The sequence below is a fragment of the Flavobacterium riviphilum genome (assembly GCF_055231795.1).
In genome coordinates, this window is sequence record NZ_JBUYSY010000002.1 from 204,548 (window position 1) to 224,869 (window position 20,322).

Here is a 20,322-nt window from a genome sequence, read left to right on the forward strand (position 1 = left end):
TAAGATGAACAAAGCAATTTACATAGCTACAAGTGAGCAAAACTGTGGGAAATCTTTAATTAGCCTTGGATTAATGCAACTTTTGATTGGTAAAACTGCTAAAGTTGGTTATTTCAGGCCTATCATTGAAGATTTTGAAGAAGGTAAGTTTGATAATCATATAGAAACTGTTATTTCTCATTTTGGTTTAGAAATGGAATTTGGTGAGGCTTATGCTTTTACCAAAAGTAAATTAATCAAGAAAAGAAATAAAGGTAAAATGGGAGAAGTTCTTGATGTAATTATCGAGAAATTCAAACGACTGGAAGAAAAATACGATTTTGTTCTTGTTGAAGGAACAAGTTTTACAGGAGAAGGAACGGCAATCGAGTTAGGTTTGAATGTTTTGATTGCCAAAAACTTAGGTATTCCTACCATTATTGTTGGATCGGGAGTAGGAAAAACTTTGGATGAGTTTGTAGATAGCTTGTATTTGGCATACGATACTTTTAAAGTAAAAGATGTAGAAGTTTTGTCCATAGTAGCCAATAAAGTACAACCAGAGAATGTTGAGTTGGTTACCTCAAATTTAAGAAAAAATCTTCCAGATAATGTACTTATCAACACGATTCCAATTATACCAACTTTGAACAATCCTACAATTCAAGAAATTGTTAATGAGATTGGTGCCAAAGTGTTGTTTGGTCATGAATATTTAAATAATCAAACAGGAAGTTACAGTATTGGAGCCATGCAATTGCCTAATTATCTTAAACACATGAGAGAAAATGGCTTAATCATTACTCCTGGTGATAGAGCAGATATAATTTTAGGAGCTCTCCAAGCCAATGAATCAGCTAATTATCCTTCGGTATCAGGTATTGTGTTGACTGGAAATATTTTGCCAGAAGAAAGTATCCTAAAACTGATAGAAGGACTCTCCTCTGTAGTGCCAATCCTTACTGTGGAAACAGGTACTTATCACGTGTCGAATCAAATTGGAGCAATCAAATCGAAAATTTATGCGAATAACAAGCAAAAAATTCAGACATCAATAGCTACTTTCGATAAGTATATTGATGTAGATGCTTTGTCTGATAAATTCACGGCCTTCGAATCTGAGGGAATTACTCCAAAAATGTTCCAATATAATTTAGTCAAACGCGCTAAAAAGCACCGTAAACATATTGTTTTACCTGAAGGGAATGATGACAGAATTTTAATAGCTGCTGCCAGATTACAAGTGATGGATGTTGTAGATATGACCATCATTGGAAATAAAAAGCAAATCGAAAATAAAATGGCCGAGTTAGGGTTGAAGTTTAATTTTGATAAGGTAGATGTTGTTAATCCAAAAGAATCAGTGCATTATGAAGATTATGCGAATACATATTACGAATTAAGAAAGGCAAAAAACGTGACTATCGCAATGGCTCGCGATGTAATGGAAGATGTTTCTTATTTTGGAACTATGATGGTTTATAAAGGACACGCAGACGGAATGGTTTCCGGGGCAGCACATACCACCCAGCATACCATTTTACCAGCTTTACAGTTTATTAAAACCAAACCAAATTCTTCAGTAGTGTCTTCTGTATTTTTTATGTGTTTAGAAGATAGGGTTTCGGTATTTGGCGATTGTGCGATTAATCCCAATCCAACTGCGGAACAATTGGCAGAAATCGCTATTTCTTCAGCAGATTCTAGTTTAGCTTTTGGAATTGAACCCAAAGTAGCTATGTTGTCGTATTCTTCCGGAACATCAGGAAAAGGGGATGAGGTAGAAAAAGTAAGAAAGGCAACTGAAATAGTAAAATCTAAACGCCCTGATATCAAAATTGAAGGACCAATTCAATATGATGCTGCTGTTGATATGAATGTAGGTAAGAGCAAAATGCCAGACTCTGATGTTGCAGGGCAAGCAAGTGTATTGATTTTTCCTGATTTGAATACAGGTAATAATACATACAAGGCTGTTCAAAGAGAAACAGGAGCTTTGGCTATTGGACCAATGTTACAAGGGTTAAACAAACCTGTTAACGATTTGAGTAGAGGTTGTACAGTGGATGATATAATTAACACTGTAGTAATTACCGCTATTCAAGCACAAGATATGTAAACAAATTAAAAGAAAAACACTTCAAAAAAATGCAGTGTTTTGGATCATTTAAATAAACAAACAAAATGAAAATTGTAATTATAAACTCCGGAAGTTCCTCAATTAAATATCAATTAATCGAAATGCCAGAACAAAAAGTAATTTGTAATGGTATGATTGATCGAATTGGTTTAGATACGTCCAATTTGACTTATACTACCGATTCTAATAAAATAGAAGAGTCGTTGCCAATTGCTAATCACAAAGTTGGGCTACAAAAAATAGCTCAGTTGTTAATGGATGAAAAAGTTGGGGTTATCAAATCTACTTCCGAAATTAAAGCTGTTGGGCACAGAGTTGTTCACGGAGGTAGCTCGTTCTCCAATACCGTTGAAATTACCACAGATGTTAAGGATCAAATCCGTAAATTATTTGAATTGGCGCCATTGCATAATCCGGCTAATTTAGAAGGAATTGTGGTTGCCGAGCAAATCTTTGACGCGGCCAAACAAGTGGCTGTTTTTGATACAGCATTCCATCAAACCATGCCTATTGAAGCTTATAAATATGCCATTCCAAATTATTTATTGACCGAAAACAAAATACGTTCTTATGGATTTCACGGAACCAGTCATAAATACGTTTCGGAGAAAGCTATTACATATTTGACAGAAAAAGCCAATCATAAAGCCGAAAAAATTATTACGATTCATTTAGGAAATGGTTGTAGTATGACAGCTATAAAAGATGGTAAAAGTATCGATACTACGCTAGGATTTGGTCCGATGAATGGTTTAATCATGGGAACCCGTAGTGGTGATGTGGATCAGTCAGTAATTTTTTATTTAATTAAAACTTTAGGCTACAGTCCAGATGAAGTGAATGCTATGTTGCAAAAACAAAGTGGAATGTTAGGGCTTACTGGTTATAGCGATTTAAGAGATATTGAAAGTAACGCTGCGACAGGAAACAAAGAATGTCAGTTGGCATTGGCAATGAACACGTATAGAATTAAAAAATTTATTGGTTCTTATACAGCTGTTTTGAACGGTCTTGATGCTATTGTGTTTACAGCTGGAATTGGAGAAAATTCAGATGTAATCAGAAGAATGGTGTGTGAAGATATGGACTATTTTGGTTTAGAATTGGATCAAGAAAAAAACAGTATCCGTTCAAAAGCAATACGCGAAATCAATTTACCTACTTCAAAAACCAAAATTTTAGTAGTGCCAACTAATGAAGAAGTGGAAATTGCTAATCAAGTGTTTGATCTATTGAATTAAGAAAAATAATTCAATTTTATACATGAAAAAAAGAGGTTTTAAAACAAACCTCTTTTTTTGTTTCATTTTGTTTTGAATAGTAACTATCGGTTGTTCAGTTTTGCTTTTTCTTTGATGATATCACTAATTTTTCTGTTCTCAATTTTACTTTCCAACCAAGAGATAATATCAAGATATAAAAAGGCTCTTTTTTCGTATTTCTTTTTATCCAATTCTTCAAATCGGGTTTTGATTTTTATGAATTCCTTCTTGATATCACTTGGATAAATTGAATTTAAATTTTTCATAAATCGAATGATTTCTTTTTGCACCTCGTGCATGTCATTCATTTTGATCAAAAATTTATAGGTGTTTTTTATTTGATTTTCAATATAAAAATCTTTGCCTAGTTCGTAATGTGCTATAAGGCATAAAATTCTTGAAAAGCACATTAAATCCTCTCTCATGGAAAGATTTTTGTTATTGATGATTTTCTCTAAATAAAAGATGCATTCGTTGTATTTTTCAATTCCAAAATAAATGGAGGCAAACTTATAGTAAAACAACATTTCGTGATGCTCATCAAGATGATTGCTATGGATTTTGAGTTTGTTTAATACCTCAGGAATCAGATATTCACTTTCGATAAATGTTCCTTCTAAAATATGTAAATTCAGTTTGTTATTGTATACATACAAAAATGACAAACAAGCTAGATTGTCATTAACAGGGAATTTAGGATCTTTAATTGTTTCTTCGAGCAAACCAAGATATTTTTTAAACTTGGATTTGTATTTTAACATGTATAGTGATTCCAAAAGGTAGTTATTTCCTTTTAAGAAAAAAACGGGGTTCAAATAAATCATATTTGAATTGTCATAAAACAATGTCACCCATTTAGCTGCATATTTGTAACTGGCCAAAAAATCTTGAACTAAAAAGCTGTGCCATAAATTGGCATTGTAAAACCAATATTTTTCTCTAAATCCAAATTTCGATTCGTCTAGTTTTGAAATGTGTTTGATGAAATAGTCGTTAATATATTGGTATTCTTCATCGTTTTTCACATAGCCAGACTTTAGCATAATGCCATACAATTGCAACGAAAGGTTGGATAATTTGCTTGAAATGGTGTTGCGATAATTTAATTCCTTGGCTTGTATTACCAATTCATCAGCACGTCCTTGGATACTCCTAGTAATGTACTGTGATTCTATTAATTTTTCAAATTCAACTATTTCGAATGCCATGTATTTTTCGTCATTTTCAAGCGCAATCGATTTGGTTTTGTCTAAAATTTTAAGGCTTTGTTTGTATAATCCCTTGTTGTATAGGATGGTAGCAAAATCGATTTGTTCTCTTAATTGATAACGGATGTTTTGGCTAGGTATATTCAAACGAATGCTAACCAAAATTTGTTTGTACAAATACGATTTTAAATTGGATAATTGTACTTTTTGAATGACACCATTCTTCAAAATTGCTTTTTCATCATAGACATCAGATTTATCCAAAATGTTGAAAAGCTCAATAAATTTAGTGTTTGAACTCGTTTCCAAACGGCTAGCAAATATTTTAAATTGCCGTTTTTCTGACTTTGAGAGTGACTTGATTAATACAAATAAAAAATCTTTTTGATGGTTAGCCATTGTAAAAAAATGTATTGTAAATAATTGAAAATCAATAACTTAAATAAGTATAAATGATTTTATAAAGAGTATATTTGCATTTATTGGTTTTTACTCTTTCTATTCTAAAACTATTTTTGTTTAGCGATGTGAAATTACATTAAATATATTAAAATGAATAGAGAGAAAGTTCAAATTTTTGACACCACATTAAGAGACGGAGAGCAAGTTCCTGGTTGTAAGTTAGATACACAGCAAAAGTTGATAATTGCTAGTCGTTTAGATGAAATGGGAGTAGATATAATTGAAGCAGGTTTTCCTGTGTCAAGTCCAGGTGATTTTTTGTCTGTTTCTGAAATAAGTAAAATAGTAAAAAACGCTTCTGTATGTGGTTTGACTAGAGCGGTTAAAAATGATATAGATGTTGCTGCTCAAGCTTTGCAGTATGCAAAAAAACCTAGAATTCATACGGGTATTGGAACATCAGATTCTCATGTGATTTATAAGTTAAATACTACTCGAGAAGATGTAATTGCAAGAGCAAAAGCTGCAGTAGCTCATGCTAAAACCTATGTGGAAGATGTTGAATTTTATGCAGAAGATGCTGGACGTACTGATAACGAGTTTTTAGCACGAGTCTGCGAAGAAGTTATTAAATCAGGGGCTACTGTTTTAAATATTCCAGACACTACAGGATATTGTTTACCTGAAGAATATGGAGCCAAGATTAAATATTTAAAAGAAAACGTAAAAGGCATAGAAAACGTAACTATTTCCTGTCACTGTCATAATGACCTAGGGATGGCTACTGCAAACTCAATAGCCGGAGCAATAAACGGGGCACGTCAGATAGAATGTACGATTAACGGAATTGGAGAACGAGCTGGTAACACAGCACTTGAAGAAGTGGTAATGGTTTTCAAACAACATCCTTACCTGAACTTAGATACAAGCATTGATACGCGTCAGCTTAATGAAATGAGTCGATTGGTTTCTGAAAGTATGGGGATGATTGTTCAACCCAATAAAGCGGTTGTAGGTTCAAATGCTTTTGCACACAGTTCTGGAATTCATCAAGACGGGGTTATCAAAAACCGCGCAACATACGAAATAATGGATCCTTTGGATGTAGGTGTAAACGAATCCTCTATTATTTTAACGGCTCGTAGTGGTCGTGCAGCTTTAGCATATCGTGCTAAAAAAGTAGGATATGAATTGACAAAAGTTCAATTGGATATTGTATATCAAGAGTTTTTAAAATTTGCTGATATTAAAAAAGAAGTAGTAGATACGGATATTCATCAAATTATTGAAGCATGTAGAATAGCAATCTAGCAGTTTTTCAACCTAACCTTAAGACTAAAATTATGAATTTAAAAATAGCAGTACTTTCTGGAGACGGAATCGGACCCGAAGTGACCTTACAAGCCAAAAAAGCTTTGAGTGCTATTGGCGTGGTATTTAATCACGAATTTGTTTTTGAAGACGCTTACATTGGTGCGATCGCTATAGAAAAGACAGGCAAACCCCTTCCTGAGCAAACGCTTAATTTGTGTAAAAACACAGATTGTATTTTGTTTGGAGCTATAGGTGATCCCATGTATGATAATAATCCATCTGCGAAAATTCGTCCAGAACAAGGGTTATTGAAATTAAGAAAAGAATTGGGACTTTTTGCAAATATTCGCCCCATTAAAGCCTATCCCCATTTAATTGATGCTTCTCCTTTAAAAAAGGAAGTTTTAGAAGGGACCGATTTTGTGGTGTATAGAGAACTTAATGGAGGATTGTACTTTGGTCAAAAATCTACCAATGAAAACTACACCTATGCAACAGATTTATGTGAGTATCATGAGGAAGAAATTGCCAAAATAGCGCATTTGGCTTTTAAAAAAGCACTTGAAAGACGCAAAAAAGTTACGTTAGTTGACAAAGCTAATGTGTTAGAAACTTCTCGTTTGTGGAGAAAAGTAGTTACTGAAATTGCCAAAGAATACGCAGAGGTAGAATTAAATTTCTTATACGTTGATAATGCTGCCATGCAAATTATTCTAAACCCAAGACAGTTTGATGTTTTGCTTACAGATAATTTATTTGGTGATATTCTTTCCGATGAGGCTAGTGTTATCTCTGGTTCAATTGGTTTAATGGCATCGGCTTCTATCGGTGATTATTATTCACTTTTTGAACCCATACACGGTTGTTATACCGAGGCCAAAGATAAAAATATTGCCAACCCAATCGCTTCTATTTTATCGGCTGCACTTTTACTGCAACATTTTGGATTAACTCAAGAAGCACAAAAAGTTACTGATGCTGTTGAAACAGCTATTAAAAATCAAGTTGTAACCGTGGATTTGAAAGTAGACTCAAGATTTGGAACCAATGAGGTTGGAGATTTTATAGCCAATTGCATTATGGATTCGGATGATCTGTACTTCAAACATGATTTTATTCAATTGGGAAGGTCAACCATCGTATAACATTTTATAACTAAAACATCAAAACTCAAAATAAATAATCAGAATAGTTCACACAAGCTTTGATACCCAAAAATTGTGTGGCAATTTTCAAATAGTAAGATAAAAATGGAATTAAATAAATACAGTAAAACAATTACTCAAGACGAAACACAACCAGCGGCTCAAGCCATGTTATATGGAATTGGTTTAACTGAAGAAGATTTAAAAAAGGCACAAGTAGGAATTGTAAGTATGGGTTATGAGGGGAATACCTGTAACATGCATTTAAATGATTTAGCAAAACAGGTAAAGCAAGGTGTTTGGGATGCTGATCTTGTAGGGCTTATTTTTAATACAATTGGGGTTAGTGATGGTATTTCTAATGGGACCGAAGGTATGCGCTATTCATTGGTTTCTAGAGATGTGATTGCTGATTCTATCGAAACCGTAATGGGTGCACAATGGTATGATTCGATGATTGCCATACCGGGTTGTGATAAAAATATGCCTGGTGCTTTAATTGCTATGGGAAGAGTAAATAGACCCTCAATTATGGTTTATGGAGGATCAATTCATTCAGGAGAGTGGAAAGGTGAGAAACTTAACATCGTTTCCGCTTTTGAAGCCTTGGGGAAAAAGTTAAAAAACACAATCTCCGAAGAAGATTTTAAAGGAGTAATCCAGAATTCATGCCCAGGTCCAGGTGCTTGTGGAGGAATGTATACAGCAAATACTATGGCTTCTGCGATAGAGGCATTAGGGATGAGCTTACCCTACAGTTCTTCAAATCCGGCTTTGAGTGAACAAAAGAAAAACGAATGTCTTGAAGTTGGAAAATACATGCGAGTATTGTTAGAAAAAGATATCAAACCAAGAGATATCATGACGAAAAAAGCGTTTGAAAACGCTATTACAATTGTTGCGGTATTAGGAGGGTCAACCAATGCGGTTATGCATTTAATTGCGATGGCCCATGCGGTGGACATCGAGATTACACTAGACGATTTTCAACGAATTAGTGATAGAACTCCAATGTTAGGTGATATGAAACCTAGTGGAAAATACATGATGGAGAATCTTCATTATGCAGGTGGGGTTCCGGCAGTGTTAAAGTATTTATTGAAAAATGGATTGATTCACGGTGATTGTATGACAGTAACCGGAAAAACAGTAGCTGAAAATTTGGCCAATATTCCAGATTTAAGCGATGGTCAAGATGTAATTCATGAAATCCAAAGAGCCTTAAAACCAACTGGAAACATTCAAATTCTATATGGTAATCTGGCTGAAGAAGGATGTGTGGCAAAAATTAGCGGAAAAGAAGGAGAATATTTTGAGGGGACAGCAGTAATTTTTGAAAGTGAATTTGAAGTTATTCCAGGAATTGAAGCTGGAAGAGTTAAACCAGGAAATGTAGTCGTCATTAGATATTGTGGTCCAAAAGGAGGTCCTGGTATGCCAGAAATGTTGAAACCAACATCGGCTATTATGGGGGCAGGCCTAGGAAATTCAGTAGCTTTAATTACCGATGGTCGATTCTCAGGAGGTTCGCATGGTTTTGTGGTAGGGCATATTACCCCAGAAGCATATGATGGAGGAGGAATTGCTCTAATTGAAGAAGGCGATGTCATTTGTATTGATGCTGTCAACAATACCATTAACCTTAAAATTTCTGATGAAGAATTCGCGAAACGAAAAGCCAATTGGGTACAACCGCCATTAAAAGTAACAAAAGGAGTTTTACTTAAATATGCTAGATCGGTTTCAAGTGCTTCTACAGGATGTGTGACCGATAAATAAAAATTTAATAATATCAAAAATACTTTGATTTTGTAGTGTGAGTAGGGGTTAGTAGAAGAATTACACAGGAAGATTTTTTCACATCACAATGCAATAGATTTTTGAAAACCAAAATACTATGAAAATATCAGGGGCAGAAGCCGTTATCAGATGCCTGTTAGAAGAAGGTGTAAACATTGTATATGGATATCCTGGGGGAGCCATAATGCCTGTTTACGATGAATTGTATAAATTTAGAGATCAATTGCATCATGTGTTGGTGCGTCATGAACAAGGTGCAACCCATGCTGCCCAAGGATTTGCTAGAGCCACTGGAAAGGTTGGTGTGGCTATTGCAACGTCTGGACCGGGTGCTACCAATTTAGTTACAGGAATTGCTGATGCTCAAATTGATTCAACTCCAATTGTATGTATAACAGGACAAGTAGGTAAACATTTATTGGGATCTGATGCTTTTCAAGAAACCGATATTATTGGTATATCTACCCCTGTAACTAAATGGAATTATCAAGTTACCGAAGCTCATGAAATACCAGAAGTTATAGCCAAAGCATTTTATATTGCTCGTTCAGGTCGTCCTGGCCCCGTTTTGATTGATATAACTAAAAATGCTCAGTTTGATGAGTTAGAATATAGTTATACCAAATGTAAAGGGGTTAGGAGCTATGTGCCGAAACCTGCTATTAACCATCAAAAAATTGCAGAAGCAGCTAGCGTTATTAATGCAGCTAAAAAACCCTATATAGTATTTGGTCAAGGCGTTATTCTTGGTGAAGCTGAGGAGCTTTTGAAAGCATTAATCGAAAAAACAGGAATACCAGCTGCTTGGACAATTTTAGGACTTTCAGCTTTGCCAACAGATCATCCTCTAAATGTTGGGATGTTAGGTATGCACGGTAATTATGGCCCAAATGTTTTAACTAATGAGTGTGATGTATTGATTGCAATCGGAATGCGTTTTGATGATCGTGTGACAGGAAATCTAGCCACTTATGCTAAACAAGCCAAAATCATCCATTTTGAAATTGACCCAGCTGAAGTTGATAAAAACGTAAAAACGGATATTGCTGTTTTAGGAGATGTAAAAGAAACTTTGGCCGCATTATTGCCTTTAGTAAACCCTAATTCTCATGAAGCCTGGCACAACGAATTCAAAGAGAAATATAAAATCGAATTAGAAAGTGTTATAAACAACGAGATATGTCCTTCTGAGAAAGGGATCACCATGGGCGAAACTATAGCAATGATTAACAAACATTCAAAAGGTGATGCTATTATGGTAACCGATGTTGGTCAACATCAAATGATTACTTGTCGCTATTCAAAATTTAATCAAACCAAAAGCAATATCACTTCTGGTGGTTTAGGAACTATGGGATTTGGTTTGCCAGCTGCCATTGGAGCCAAGATGGGAAGGCCAGATAGACAAGTAGTTGCCGTAATAGGTGATGGTGGTTTTCAAATGAATATTCAAGAGTTAGGAACCATATTTCAAACCAGAGTCCCTGTTAAAATTGTAGTCTTAAATAATGAGTTTTTGGGCATGGTAAGACAGTGGCAACAATTGTTTTTTGATAAAAGATACGCTTCAACCGAAATGATTAACCCCAATTTTATTGCTATAGCCGAGGGGTACTATATCAAAGCTAGAAAGGTTACGCAAAGGGAAGAGCTCGATGAAGCAGTTGCTGAAATGCTTGCTTCGGATGAGGCTTACTTCTTAGAAGTTTTGGTTGAAAAAGAAAATAATGTATTCCCAATGATTCCTACAGGAGCTTCGGTTTCTGATGTAAGATTAAGCTAAAAATTATGGAAAATAAAACATTCACCATCTCCGTATATTCCGAAAACAACGTAGGTTTATTGAATAGAATATCTGGAATTTTTTTAAAACGACATATCAATATTTTAAGCCTAAATGTATCTGAATCTGAAATTGAAAATGTCTCTCGTTTTGTAATTGTAGTTAATACAACTGAAAAATGGGTGCAGAATATAGTAGGACAAATTGAAAAACAAATTGAAGTTATCAAAGCGTTTTATCATGTAGACGAAGAAACCATTTTTCTAGAAAGTGCAATCTTCAAAATTGAGTCAAGTTTGTTGTTTGATGAACGACAAATTCAAAACATTATTAAAGAAAGTAATTCCGAAATTGTAACCGTTTCGCGTGATTTTTTTGTGATCTCAAAATCAGGTAGAAGATCCGAAATAGAAGATTTATACAATAAATTGAAACCCTATGGTATAATGCAGTTTGTACGTTCGGGTCGAATATCAATTTCAAAATCTAAAATGGAAATATCATCATTATTAGAAAAACTAAAAACTCAATCTTAACAGAATATTTTTTAAACCAATTAACAATACATTATAAAATTATATACATTAAATATTAGTAAAATGGCAAATTATTTCAATTCATTACCACTTAGATTACAATTAGAACAATTAGGAGTATGCGAATTTATGGACCAATCAGAATTTGCAAACGGAATTAGCGCTTTGGCTGGAAAAAAAGTAGTCATAGTAGGTTGTGGTGCACAAGGATTAAATCAAGGATTGAATATGAGAGACTCTGGTCTTGATATTTCCTATGCTTTAAGAGCAGAAGCTATCGAACAAAAAAGAGCTTCATATAACAATGCAGTAGAAAATGGATTCAAAGTTGGGACATACGAAGAATTGATTCCAAGTGCTGATTTAGTTTGTAACTTAACTCCAGATAAACAACATACCGCGGTGGTGAGCGCCATTATGCCGTTGATGAAACAGGGAGCAACTTTGTCTTATTCTCACGGATTTAATATCGTTGAAGAGGGTATGCAAATACGTAAAGATTTAACGGTAATCATGTGTGCACCAAAATGCCCTGGTTCTGAAGTTCGTGAAGAGTATAAAAGAGGTTTTGGAGTACCAACTCTTATTGCTGTACACCCTGAAAATGATCCAAATGGACAAGGATTAGAGCAAGCCAAGGCTTATGCTGTGGCTACAGGTGGTCATAGAGCAGGAGTTTTACGTTCTTCATTTGTGGCTGAGGTAAAATCAGATTTAATGGGTGAGCAAACGATTTTATGTGGTTTGTTGCAAACAGGATCTATATTGTGTTTTGATAAAATGGTAGCAGAAGGAGTTGATCCAGGTTATGCATCTAAATTAATTCAATATGGTTGGGAAACTATCACTGAAGCCTTAAAACACGGTGGTATTACCAACATGATGGATCGTTTATCAAATCCTGCCAAAATTGCAGCGTTTAAAGTTTCAGAAGAATTGAAAGAGATCATGCGTCCTTTGTTTGAAAAACATATGGATGACATTATTTCTGGTGAGTTTTCTAAAACTATGATGGAAGATTGGGCTAACGATGATGTTAATTTGTTAACTTGGAGAGCCGCAACTGGAGAAACAAATTTTGAAAAAACACCAGCTGGAGCTGTTGAAATTTCTGAACAGGAATACTTTGATAATGGGGTATTAATGGTAGCTATGGTTAGGGCTGGAGTTGAGTTGGCTTTTGAAGCAATGACAGATTCTGGAATTATTGAAGAATCGGCATATTACGAGTCATTACACGAAACACCACTTATTGCTAACACAATTGCTAGAAAAAAATTATTCGAAATGAATAGAGTGATTTCTGATACTGCAGAATATGGTTGTTATTTGTTTGATCATGCTTGTAAACCATTAATTGCTGATTATGTTAAAAATGCACCTAGTAATTTGATTGGTAGACCTTTTAATGCGGGTAATAATGGAGTAGATAATAAAGAGTTAATTGAAGTTAATTCGGTTATTAGAAATCATCCGGTAGAAGAAGTTGGAGCTTGGTTACGTGAATCTATGACTGCCATGAAAAAAATCGTTTAAAACTTAGGAATACCACATTAAAAGTGCTGAATAGGTCAAATCAAAATAATTGTGTTTTGAATTAATAATAAATATGTTTTGTTTATCATATTGATTTGATATTAACAGATTCCCTTGATTTTGAATAAATTGAGGGAATGTTTTCCTTTTTTTTGACAAAATAACGAAAGACAATCTATAATTTAGATTGTCTTTTTTTGTAAAAAAAATTATAAATTACATAATAATTTTTAAAAAAAAATATAGATTCCATATAGATATTAGTATATTTGGTTTTTACAAATCTTACATGTTATAGGAATTATTCTTTCAAAAATTAGATAAAATGAGTTATTTTAAAGTTGAAAATTTAGAACAATATTTTAAGCATTATAATAAATCCGTAAGGGAGCCTAGAAAGTTTTGGGGTAAAATTGCAGAAGAAAATTTTACATGGTATCAATATTGGGACAAAGTAGTCGATTTCAATATGGCTTCAGCTGAAGTTAAATGGTTTACTGAAGCTAAACTTAACATAACCAAAAATTGTATTGATAGACATTTGGCTAAAAAAGGAGAAAAAACTGCTTTGATATTTGAACCCAATAACCCAGACGAACCAGCACAACATATTTCCTATAATGAACTGCATCAAAGGGTTTGTAAGATGGCCAATGTTCTAAAAGAACAAGGAATAGAGAAAGGAGATCGTGTATGTATCTATTTGCCAATGATACCTGAACTTGCAGTGAGTATTTTGGCTTGTGCTCGTATTGGTGCAATCCATTCCGTTGTTTTTGCTGGTTTTTCTGCTTCTGCAGTAGCTGCCAGAATTAATGATAGTGAATGTAAAATGGTTATTACTTCTGATGGTGGGTTTAGAGGTAACAAAGTTATTGATCTAAAGGGTATCATTGATGAAGCTTTGCAAAGTTGTCCTTCAGTGAAATCTGTATTAATTGCTAAAAGAACCAATTCGGAAGTAAATGTGGTGCCAAATAGAGATTTTTGGTTGCAACCATTGTTAGATCTTGCATCAGACAACTCGATTGCCGAAATTATGGATGCCGAAGACCCATTGTTTATCTTGTACACTTCGGGTTCTACAGGAAAACCTAAAGGTATGGTTCACACTACTGCCGGTTATATGGTATATACTTCGTATACTTTTAAAAATGTATTTAACTACGAGGAAAATGATGTTTTTTGGTGTACCGCTGATATTGGTTGGATTACGGGGCATTCCTATGTTTTATATGGTCCATTATTAAATGGTGCTACTTCAGTAATTTTTGAGGGAATACCTTCTTATCCTGATTTTAGTCGTTTTTGGGAAACTATAGAGAAGCATAAAGTAACGCAATTTTATACGGCTCCTACTGCTATCCGTTCTTTAGCTAAAGAAAGTTTAGAATATGTTCAACGTTTTCCGCTAAAATCATTAAAAGTGATTGGTTCAGTGGGAGAGCCTATTAATGAAGAAGCTTGGCACTGGTACAATGATCATGTTGGAGATAAACGTTGTCCTATAGTGGATACATGGTGGCAAACTGAAACTGGTGGTATCATGATTGCACCAATTTCATTTGTAACACCAACAAAACCTACTTATGCTACCTTACCTTTGCCTGGTGTACAACCCGTTTTGATGGATGAAAAACGTAATGAAATTGAAGGCAATCAAGTAGTAGGAAGTTTGTGTATTAAGTTTCCATGGCCAGGTATTGCAAGAACGATTTGGGGTGATCACCAACGTTATATTGATACCTATTTTTCTGCTTTTCCTGGTAAATATTTTACTGGAGATGGAGCATTGAGAGACGAGGTAGGTTACTACAGGATTACGGGTAGAGTAGATGATGTGATTATTGTTTCTGGACACAATTTAGGTACTGCTCCTATTGAAGATGCTATCAACGAACACCCAGCTGTAGCAGAATCTGCAATTGTTGGTTATCCACACGATATCAAAGGAAATGCCTTGTATGGTTATGTGATTTTGAAAGAAACCGGTGAATATAGAGATCGTGATAACTTGAGTAAAGAAATTAACCAAATCATTACGGATCATATAGGGCCTATTGCTAAATTAGATAAGATTCAATATGTGTCAGGTTTACCCAAAACACGATCTGGAAAAATTATGCGTCGTATTTTGAGAAAAATTGCTGAAGGTGATTTTTCAAACTTTGGAGACACGACTACACTTCTTAATCCTGAAATTGTGGATGAAATCAAGGATAATAAGCTATAACCTATTTTATGCATTAAAGAAAAAGAGACAAATATACAATTGTCTCTTTTTTTATGTATTATGATGAAGTATTTTGCCTTCTATTATAACAGTATCTATCAAATTGGAACCAAAAGAATATGGGATATGATAAAAGGAAGGAATCGGTTTTGTCACGATAAGATTTGCTTTTTTTCCAATCGTTATGCTACCATGCGTGGCACTGATTCCCATAGCATAAGCTCCGTTTAGTGTGGCTGCATTGATGGCTTCCTCTGGAGTCATTTTCATTTTGATGCAAGCGGTTGCAACAACAAAATTCATATTTCCTGAAGGAGTAGAACCTGGATTAAAATCTGTGGCTAAGGCTAGCGGAAGTCCTGATTTTATCATTTCACGTGCAGGAGTGTAAGGAATACTCAGAAAATAGGAGCAAGAAGGCAAAGCAACTGGCATAGTTGAAGCCCCTTTTAATGCTTCTATATCTTCTGGAGTCATGACTTCAAGATGGTCAACCGAAAGTGCTTTGTGTTGCACTCCAATTTGAACTCCGCCTATAGAGTTGAACTGGTTGACGTGGATTTTTGGTTGCAATCCATATTGAATTCCTGCAGTTATAATTCGTTCGGTTTGTGCAACCGTAAAATAGCCGTTTTCACAAAAAACATCAATAAAATCAGCTAAATTTTCTTTGGCAATTGAAGGAAGCATCTCATTGATAATTATATCAATGTAGGCTTCTTTGTTGTCTTTGTAAAGGCTAGGGAAGGCGTGTGCTCCTAAAAAAGTAGCTTTGATAGCAACAGGGTAGTTGTTAGCTAATTTTTTGATAACACGCAACATTTTTAGTTCTCCTTCTGCTGTTAATCCGTATCCCGATTTTATTTCTACGGCTCCTGTTCCCAATTGTATGACTTCCTTGAGTCTTTCTTCTGATTGACGATACAATTCTTCTTCGGAGGTTTCGTTTAATTTTTGAGCTGAATTTAAGATGCCACCACCACGATTGGCAATTTCTTCATAAGTCAATCCGTTAATTCTATCTACGAATTCTTGTTCGCGATTTCCAGCGTAAACAATATGGGTGTGACTGTCACACCAAGAAGGGAGTACAATTTTACCATTAGCATCAATTGTTGTATCAGCCTTTACATTGGGTAGGTTTTCCATTGAACCAAAATCAGTAATCAAATCATTTTGGATAACCAAATACGCATTTTTTATGGTTGGTAGAATAGCCATTTCTGCACCAGAAACCATTGTAATATCAGAGTTTCGTACTTGTAAAAGTTCTTTTATATTGGTAATTAATGTTGTCATAAATAAAGTATATAAACACAAATTTCACAAATAATCATGAGAACCATCATGAAATTTGTGAAACTTGTGTGTTTGTTTTTAAAAAATTATTCTGAGACTTTAATCTCAAACATTTTATCCCAGTTTTTTCCGGTTACGAAAATGGTTTTGGTTTTTGGGTTGTATGCAATTCCATTTAACGCTTCTGCTGTAGGGCTTTTTAGTTCTTTTCTTAATTTTGATAAATCCAAAACACCTTCAACTGCTCCGTTTGCTGGATTGAATACTGCAATGGCATCTTTTAGCCAAATGTTAGTGTATATTTTGCCATTAATATATTCGAGTTCATTTATTTTTTTTATTTTAGAACTACCAGAATAGACATTGATGTAATTATCTATTTTTTGAGTAGTTGGATTAAGTGTCCATACTTTTTCGGTACCATCAGTGTGGTAAATGTTAGTGCCATCATTGGTCATACCCCATCCTTCAATATCTTTGTCATAGTTGAATTTTTTTTCCAATTTCATGGTTTTTGCATCGTATATAAAACCGGTTTTTTCTTCCCATGACAATTGATATATTTTATCATTTAAGATGGTAATTCCTTCGCCGAAGTAGGCTTTGTCCAAATCTACTTGTTGATAAATTTTACCAGTTTTATAATCATATTTTCTAATATAAGATGATCCCTTTTGTCCAGTACTTTCATAAAGTGTGTCTTTGTAGAATTCTAACCCTTCAGTAAATGAAGCAACATCATGTGGATAGGTGTTTACAACTGTATATTTTAGTAGTTTAGGTTCAATATTTGAAACCAATTCTACTCTTGCCGTGGCTTCGGAATTTTCGCCACCAAAATAAACCAAAGCTTTTAGGTTTTGATATCCTAACTTTTGATCTTTTAATGGGAACATAAGGTTTTCATTTCCTTTTTTATTGGCGATTTTAATATCATTTATAAAGTAGATGATACTGTCAATAGTTTTGGAATTTGGATTCAAAACATTAATTTTTAGTTCATCTTTGATAGTATAGGAGGGTTTAAAGGAACTACTATCGATGGAAAAAATAGAATTTTCACCTTTTTTAGTATTGCCACAATTGCTAAGTGAAAGTCCTAAGAAAATGATATATAATAAGTTGCGTTTTTTCATTTTATTTGTTTTTAAAGAAGCCAATATACAACGATATTTTTAAGAGACAAAGGGCTTGCGTAAATATAAAAAGGTTGTATATTTGCACCGGCAAGTCCTACACGACCAGCTCCTGCTGACTCCCCCAGGGTGGGAACGCAGCAAGGGTAAGCGGTTGAGCGGTGCGATGTAGGTCGCTTGCCTTTTTTTATTTTTTTATACTTGTAATCTTCCTTTGTAGGAAGATTTTTTTATTTTAGACCTTTCTAATTTAATTAGGTGTTAGTTATTTAACTCCTAAAAAAATACAATAGTTTTATGCAAAAAATAGTTTTGATAACCGGTGGGTCATCGGGAATTGGTAAATCAATTGGTGAATTTTTGCACCATAAAGGGTATCAAGTTTATGGTACGAGTAGAACACCAAAACAAATTCCAGATTCTGTTTTCCCATTGTTAGCTATGGATGTAAGGGACTCGATTTCAATTGAATCTGCAGTGAAAAAAGTGATTGATACGGCAGGTCGTTTAGATATTTTAATTAATAATGCAGGAGTTGGAATTACAGGACCACTTGAAGAGATTCCAACTGTTGAAATTAAGAATAATTTTGAAACCAATTTTTTTGGTCCTATTGAAGTCATGAAAGCAGTTTTACCACAAATGCGTCTTCAGAAATCGGGTTTAATTATAAATGTCACCTCTATTGCGGGTTATATGGGCTTGCCTTATCGAAGTGTATATTCGGCATCAAAAGGAGCTTTAGAACTCATTACAGAAGCTCTAAGAATGGAAGTGAAACCCTTCGGAATTCAGATAACAAATGTAGCGCCTGGCGATTTTGCTACTAATATAGCGGCAGGAAGATATCATGCTCCAGTTATTGAGGGTTCTGCATATGAGGAAGTTTACAGTAGAACTTTGCAAGCAATGAATGAACATGTGGATAGTGGAAGTAATCCTAATGAAATGGCCGAGGCTGTCTTTCAAATTATAAACACAACATCACCTAAAATTCATTATAAAGTGGGAGCTTTTATGCAAAAATTCTCCATCGTCTTAAAAAGAATACTACCTGATAAAGTCTACGAAAGAATGCTTATGAACCATTATGGATTGAAGTCTAAGTAATGAATTTTAATCTTTTTTATAGTTTTGATTTTTTATGTGTATTGATTTAGTACATTAGCCCCGAAATTGAAAAAACACCCAATCAAATATTTAACTACTATGAAATTTTTTATCGACACAGCAAATTTGGCCCAAATTAAAGAAGCACAAGCTTTAGGAGTTTTGGACGGAGTAACCACCAATCCTTCATTAATGGCCAAAGAAGGAATTACCGGAAAAAATAATATTCTTAAGCATTATGTAGACATTTGCAACCTAGTTGAAGGTGATGTAAGTGCTGAAGTGAATGCTTTGGATTTTGAAGGAATGATTAAAGAAGGAGAAGAATTAGCCGAACTTCATGAGCAAATCGTGGTTAAATTGCCTATGACAAAAGAAGGGGTAATGGCAGCAAAATATTTCTCTGATAAAGGAATTAAGACTAATGTAACTTTAGTGTTTTCAGTGGGACAAGCCATTTTGGCTGCCAAAGCAGGGGCAACATACGTATCTCCATTTGTTGGTCGTTTGGATGATGTTTCTACTGATGGTTTAAATTTGATAGAAGAAATTCGTTCTGTATATGATAATTATGGATTCGAGACACAAATTTTAGCCGCTTCTGTACGTCATACCATGCATATTGTAAACTGTGCCAAAATTGGTGCCGATGTGATGACTGGACCACTTTCTGCAATTTATGGTTTGTTAAAACATCCATTAACTGATATCGGATTAGCGCAATTTGTTGCTGATTTTGAAAAAGGAAACAAATAATATGAAAAAGTTATTTGTTTTATTCTTGGGTATAATGGCGTTGCAAATGCAAGCGCAAGTGAAAAGAGTGATTAAAAACACTAATGATGCTGGTGATGTGACAAGTTTTGAGTTGGATTGTACTTCAAATTTTCCAGTATTGGCCAAAGGCTTGAAATATAACATCACAAGATATGATATGAAAGGAGAACAAACACGTTCAGTATTTCGTATTCTTATGGTAATGGATGGATTTTATACCAATGTTTTGAAGAGTGAAATGTTGATTTCTGCTGAGCTTTCTAATGGAGTTGTAACTACTCAAAAGAAGCCTTTAGAAGAAGATGGTTACTTTGATGGTGCTGTAACATTAAAAATGGATTTAATTAAAGCACCTGTTGAATTGACAATCAAGAAAATTATTTTGCATGCTGGTAAAGAAGTAGTTTATGTGATTCCGGAAAAAAATGGAATTACATTTAATAAAAATTTAAATGCAATTTTTGAAGCAAAATAAAAAGGAATAAATAGCTTAAAAAGGAGGGTTCTTGTCGAGAGAACCCTCCTTTTTTTGTTATCATATAAGTTTAAGCTACAATTTATTCAACATTTGGTGTAGGTTAGAATAGGGAAGTAGGGTTGTTCATTTATATTGGGCTATAAAAAACGGATGGTTAACGAAAGAATCTTCTATAAAAAAAGAG

The 20,322-nt window shown here is 34.3% G+C and carries 15 protein-coding genes and 1 other RNA gene; 13 read left to right on the plus strand and 3 right to left on the minus strand.

Annotated elements, in window-relative coordinates:
* The first annotated feature begins 4 nt into the window (after positions 1 to 4).
* Together pta and ACZIX2_RS03605 are read left to right on the plus strand one after the other, a co-directional pair.
* Entirely contained in the window at positions 5 to 2,098 is a 2,094-nt protein-coding gene (gene pta / locus ACZIX2_RS03600; RefSeq protein WP_463338715.1) for a phosphate acetyltransferase, read from the plus strand.
* A 65-nt stretch (positions 2,099 to 2,163) separates the two neighbouring features.
* Entirely contained in the window at positions 2,164 to 3,360 is a 1,197-nt protein-coding gene (locus ACZIX2_RS03605; RefSeq protein WP_463338716.1) for an acetate/propionate family kinase, read from the plus strand.
* Positions 3,361 to 3,443: 83 nt separating this feature from the next.
* On the opposite strand, the gene ACZIX2_RS03610 is transcribed toward ACZIX2_RS03605, so the two are convergent.
* Positions 3,444 to 4,988: a hypothetical protein gene (locus ACZIX2_RS03610; RefSeq protein WP_463338717.1), complete on the minus strand. Its 1,545-nt coding sequence runs from the start codon at positions 4,986 to 4,988 to the stop codon at positions 3,444 to 3,446.
* Between the two features lie 153 nt (positions 4,989 to 5,141).
* Here ACZIX2_RS03610 and ACZIX2_RS03615 point away from each other — a divergent pair, with 153 nt between their 5' ends.
* The 7 genes from ACZIX2_RS03615 (at position 5,142) to acs (ending at position 15,338) form a co-directional block, all read left to right on the plus strand.
* Entirely contained in the window at positions 5,142 to 6,302 is a 1,161-nt protein-coding gene (locus ACZIX2_RS03615; RefSeq protein ID WP_463338718.1) for a 2-isopropylmalate synthase, read from the plus strand.
* A 32-nt stretch (positions 6,303 to 6,334) separates the two neighbouring features.
* Positions 6,335 to 7,450, plus strand: coding sequence for a 3-isopropylmalate dehydrogenase (leuB, locus tag ACZIX2_RS03620; protein ID WP_463338719.1), 1,116 nt, complete (start codon positions 6,335 to 6,337; stop codon positions 7,448 to 7,450).
* Between the two features lie 105 nt (positions 7,451 to 7,555).
* Complete coding sequence (gene ilvD, locus ACZIX2_RS03625; protein WP_463338720.1) at positions 7,556 to 9,229, plus strand: dihydroxy-acid dehydratase; 1,674 nt, start codon at positions 7,556 to 7,558, stop codon at positions 9,227 to 9,229.
* A 118-nt stretch (positions 9,230 to 9,347) separates the two neighbouring features.
* The gene (gene ilvB / locus ACZIX2_RS03630; protein WP_463338721.1) at positions 9,348 to 11,033 is read left to right on the plus strand and encodes a biosynthetic-type acetolactate synthase large subunit; all 1,686 of its coding nucleotides are present in this window, start codon (positions 9,348 to 9,350) and stop codon (positions 11,031 to 11,033) included.
* 5 nt (positions 11,034 to 11,038) lie between these two features.
* Positions 11,039 to 11,569 carry an acetolactate synthase small subunit gene (gene ilvN / locus ACZIX2_RS03635; protein ID WP_463338722.1) on the plus strand — a complete coding sequence of 177 codons (531 nt, stop codon included), beginning with the start codon at positions 11,039 to 11,041 and terminating at the stop codon, positions 11,567 to 11,569.
* A gap of 63 nt (positions 11,570 to 11,632) precedes the next feature.
* A complete protein-coding gene (ilvC, locus tag ACZIX2_RS03640) occupies positions 11,633 to 13,105 on the plus strand; it encodes a ketol-acid reductoisomerase (protein ID WP_463338723.1) in 1,473 nt (490 codons plus the stop codon).
* Between the two features lie 325 nt (positions 13,106 to 13,430).
* Complete coding sequence (gene acs / locus ACZIX2_RS03645; protein ID WP_463338724.1) at positions 13,431 to 15,338, plus strand: acetate--CoA ligase; 1,908 nt, start codon at positions 13,431 to 13,433, stop codon at positions 15,336 to 15,338.
* 51 nt (positions 15,339 to 15,389) lie between these two features.
* Here the strand turns inward: acs and hutI are convergent, their stop codons facing one another.
* On the minus strand, positions 15,390 to 16,637 hold the full coding sequence (gene hutI / locus ACZIX2_RS03650; RefSeq protein ID WP_463338725.1) for an imidazolonepropionase: 1,248 nt from the start codon (positions 16,635 to 16,637) through the stop codon (positions 15,390 to 15,392).
* An 86-nt stretch (positions 16,638 to 16,723) separates the two neighbouring features.
* Positions 16,724 to 17,773 (minus strand): glutaminyl-peptide cyclotransferase, encoded by a 1,050-nt coding sequence (locus ACZIX2_RS03655; RefSeq protein WP_463338726.1) that lies wholly within the window; start codon positions 17,771 to 17,773, stop codon positions 16,724 to 16,726.
* An 88-nt stretch (positions 17,774 to 17,861) separates the two neighbouring features.
* Here ACZIX2_RS03655 and ffs point away from each other — a divergent pair.
* The 4 genes from ffs to ACZIX2_RS03675 all read left to right on the plus strand — a co-directional run bounded on the left by ffs (position 17,862) and on the right by ACZIX2_RS03675 (position 20,135).
* Positions 17,862 to 17,959, plus strand: an RNA gene (gene ffs, locus ACZIX2_RS03660) — signal recognition particle sRNA small type.
* Positions 17,960 to 18,070: 111 nt separating this feature from the next.
* Positions 18,071 to 18,883 (plus strand): SDR family oxidoreductase, encoded by an 813-nt coding sequence (locus tag ACZIX2_RS03665; protein ID WP_463338727.1) that lies wholly within the window; start codon positions 18,071 to 18,073, stop codon positions 18,881 to 18,883.
* A 99-nt stretch (positions 18,884 to 18,982) separates the two neighbouring features.
* Entirely contained in the window at positions 18,983 to 19,639 is a 657-nt protein-coding gene (gene fsa / locus ACZIX2_RS03670) for a fructose-6-phosphate aldolase (RefSeq protein ID WP_463338728.1), read from the plus strand.
* 1 nt (position 19,640) lies between these two features.
* On the plus strand, positions 19,641 to 20,135 hold the full coding sequence (locus ACZIX2_RS03675) for a hypothetical protein (RefSeq protein WP_463338729.1): 495 nt from the start codon (positions 19,641 to 19,643) through the stop codon (positions 20,133 to 20,135).
* Positions 20,136 to 20,322 lie beyond the last annotated feature (187 nt).

Coding starts and splice junctions, on each gene's coding strand:
- pta (WP_463338715.1), top strand. CDS start 5: ATGAACAAAGCAATTTACATAGCTACAAGTGAGCAAAACTGTGGGAAA.
- ACZIX2_RS03605 (WP_463338716.1), top strand. CDS start 2,164: ATGAAAATTGTAATTATAAACTCCGGAAGTTCCTCAATTAAATATCAA.
- ACZIX2_RS03610 (WP_463338717.1), bottom strand. CDS start 4,988: ATGGCTAACCATCAAAAAGATTTTTTATTTGTATTAATCAAGTCACTC.
- ACZIX2_RS03615 (WP_463338718.1), top strand. CDS start 5,142: ATGAATAGAGAGAAAGTTCAAATTTTTGACACCACATTAAGAGACGGA.
- leuB (WP_463338719.1), top strand. CDS start 6,335: ATGAATTTAAAAATAGCAGTACTTTCTGGAGACGGAATCGGACCCGAA.
- ilvD (WP_463338720.1), top strand. CDS start 7,556: ATGGAATTAAATAAATACAGTAAAACAATTACTCAAGACGAAACACAA.
- ilvB (WP_463338721.1), top strand. CDS start 9,348: ATGAAAATATCAGGGGCAGAAGCCGTTATCAGATGCCTGTTAGAAGAA.
- ilvN (WP_463338722.1), top strand. CDS start 11,039: ATGGAAAATAAAACATTCACCATCTCCGTATATTCCGAAAACAACGTA.
- ilvC (WP_463338723.1), top strand. CDS start 11,633: ATGGCAAATTATTTCAATTCATTACCACTTAGATTACAATTAGAACAA.
- acs (WP_463338724.1), top strand. CDS start 13,431: ATGAGTTATTTTAAAGTTGAAAATTTAGAACAATATTTTAAGCATTAT.
- hutI (WP_463338725.1), bottom strand. CDS start 16,637: ATGACAACATTAATTACCAATATAAAAGAACTTTTACAAGTACGAAAC.
- ACZIX2_RS03655 (WP_463338726.1), bottom strand. CDS start 17,773: ATGAAAAAACGCAACTTATTATATATCATTTTCTTAGGACTTTCACTT.
- ACZIX2_RS03665 (WP_463338727.1), top strand. CDS start 18,071: ATGCAAAAAATAGTTTTGATAACCGGTGGGTCATCGGGAATTGGTAAA.
- fsa (WP_463338728.1), top strand. CDS start 18,983: ATGAAATTTTTTATCGACACAGCAAATTTGGCCCAAATTAAAGAAGCA.
- ACZIX2_RS03675 (WP_463338729.1), top strand. CDS start 19,641: ATGAAAAAGTTATTTGTTTTATTCTTGGGTATAATGGCGTTGCAAATG.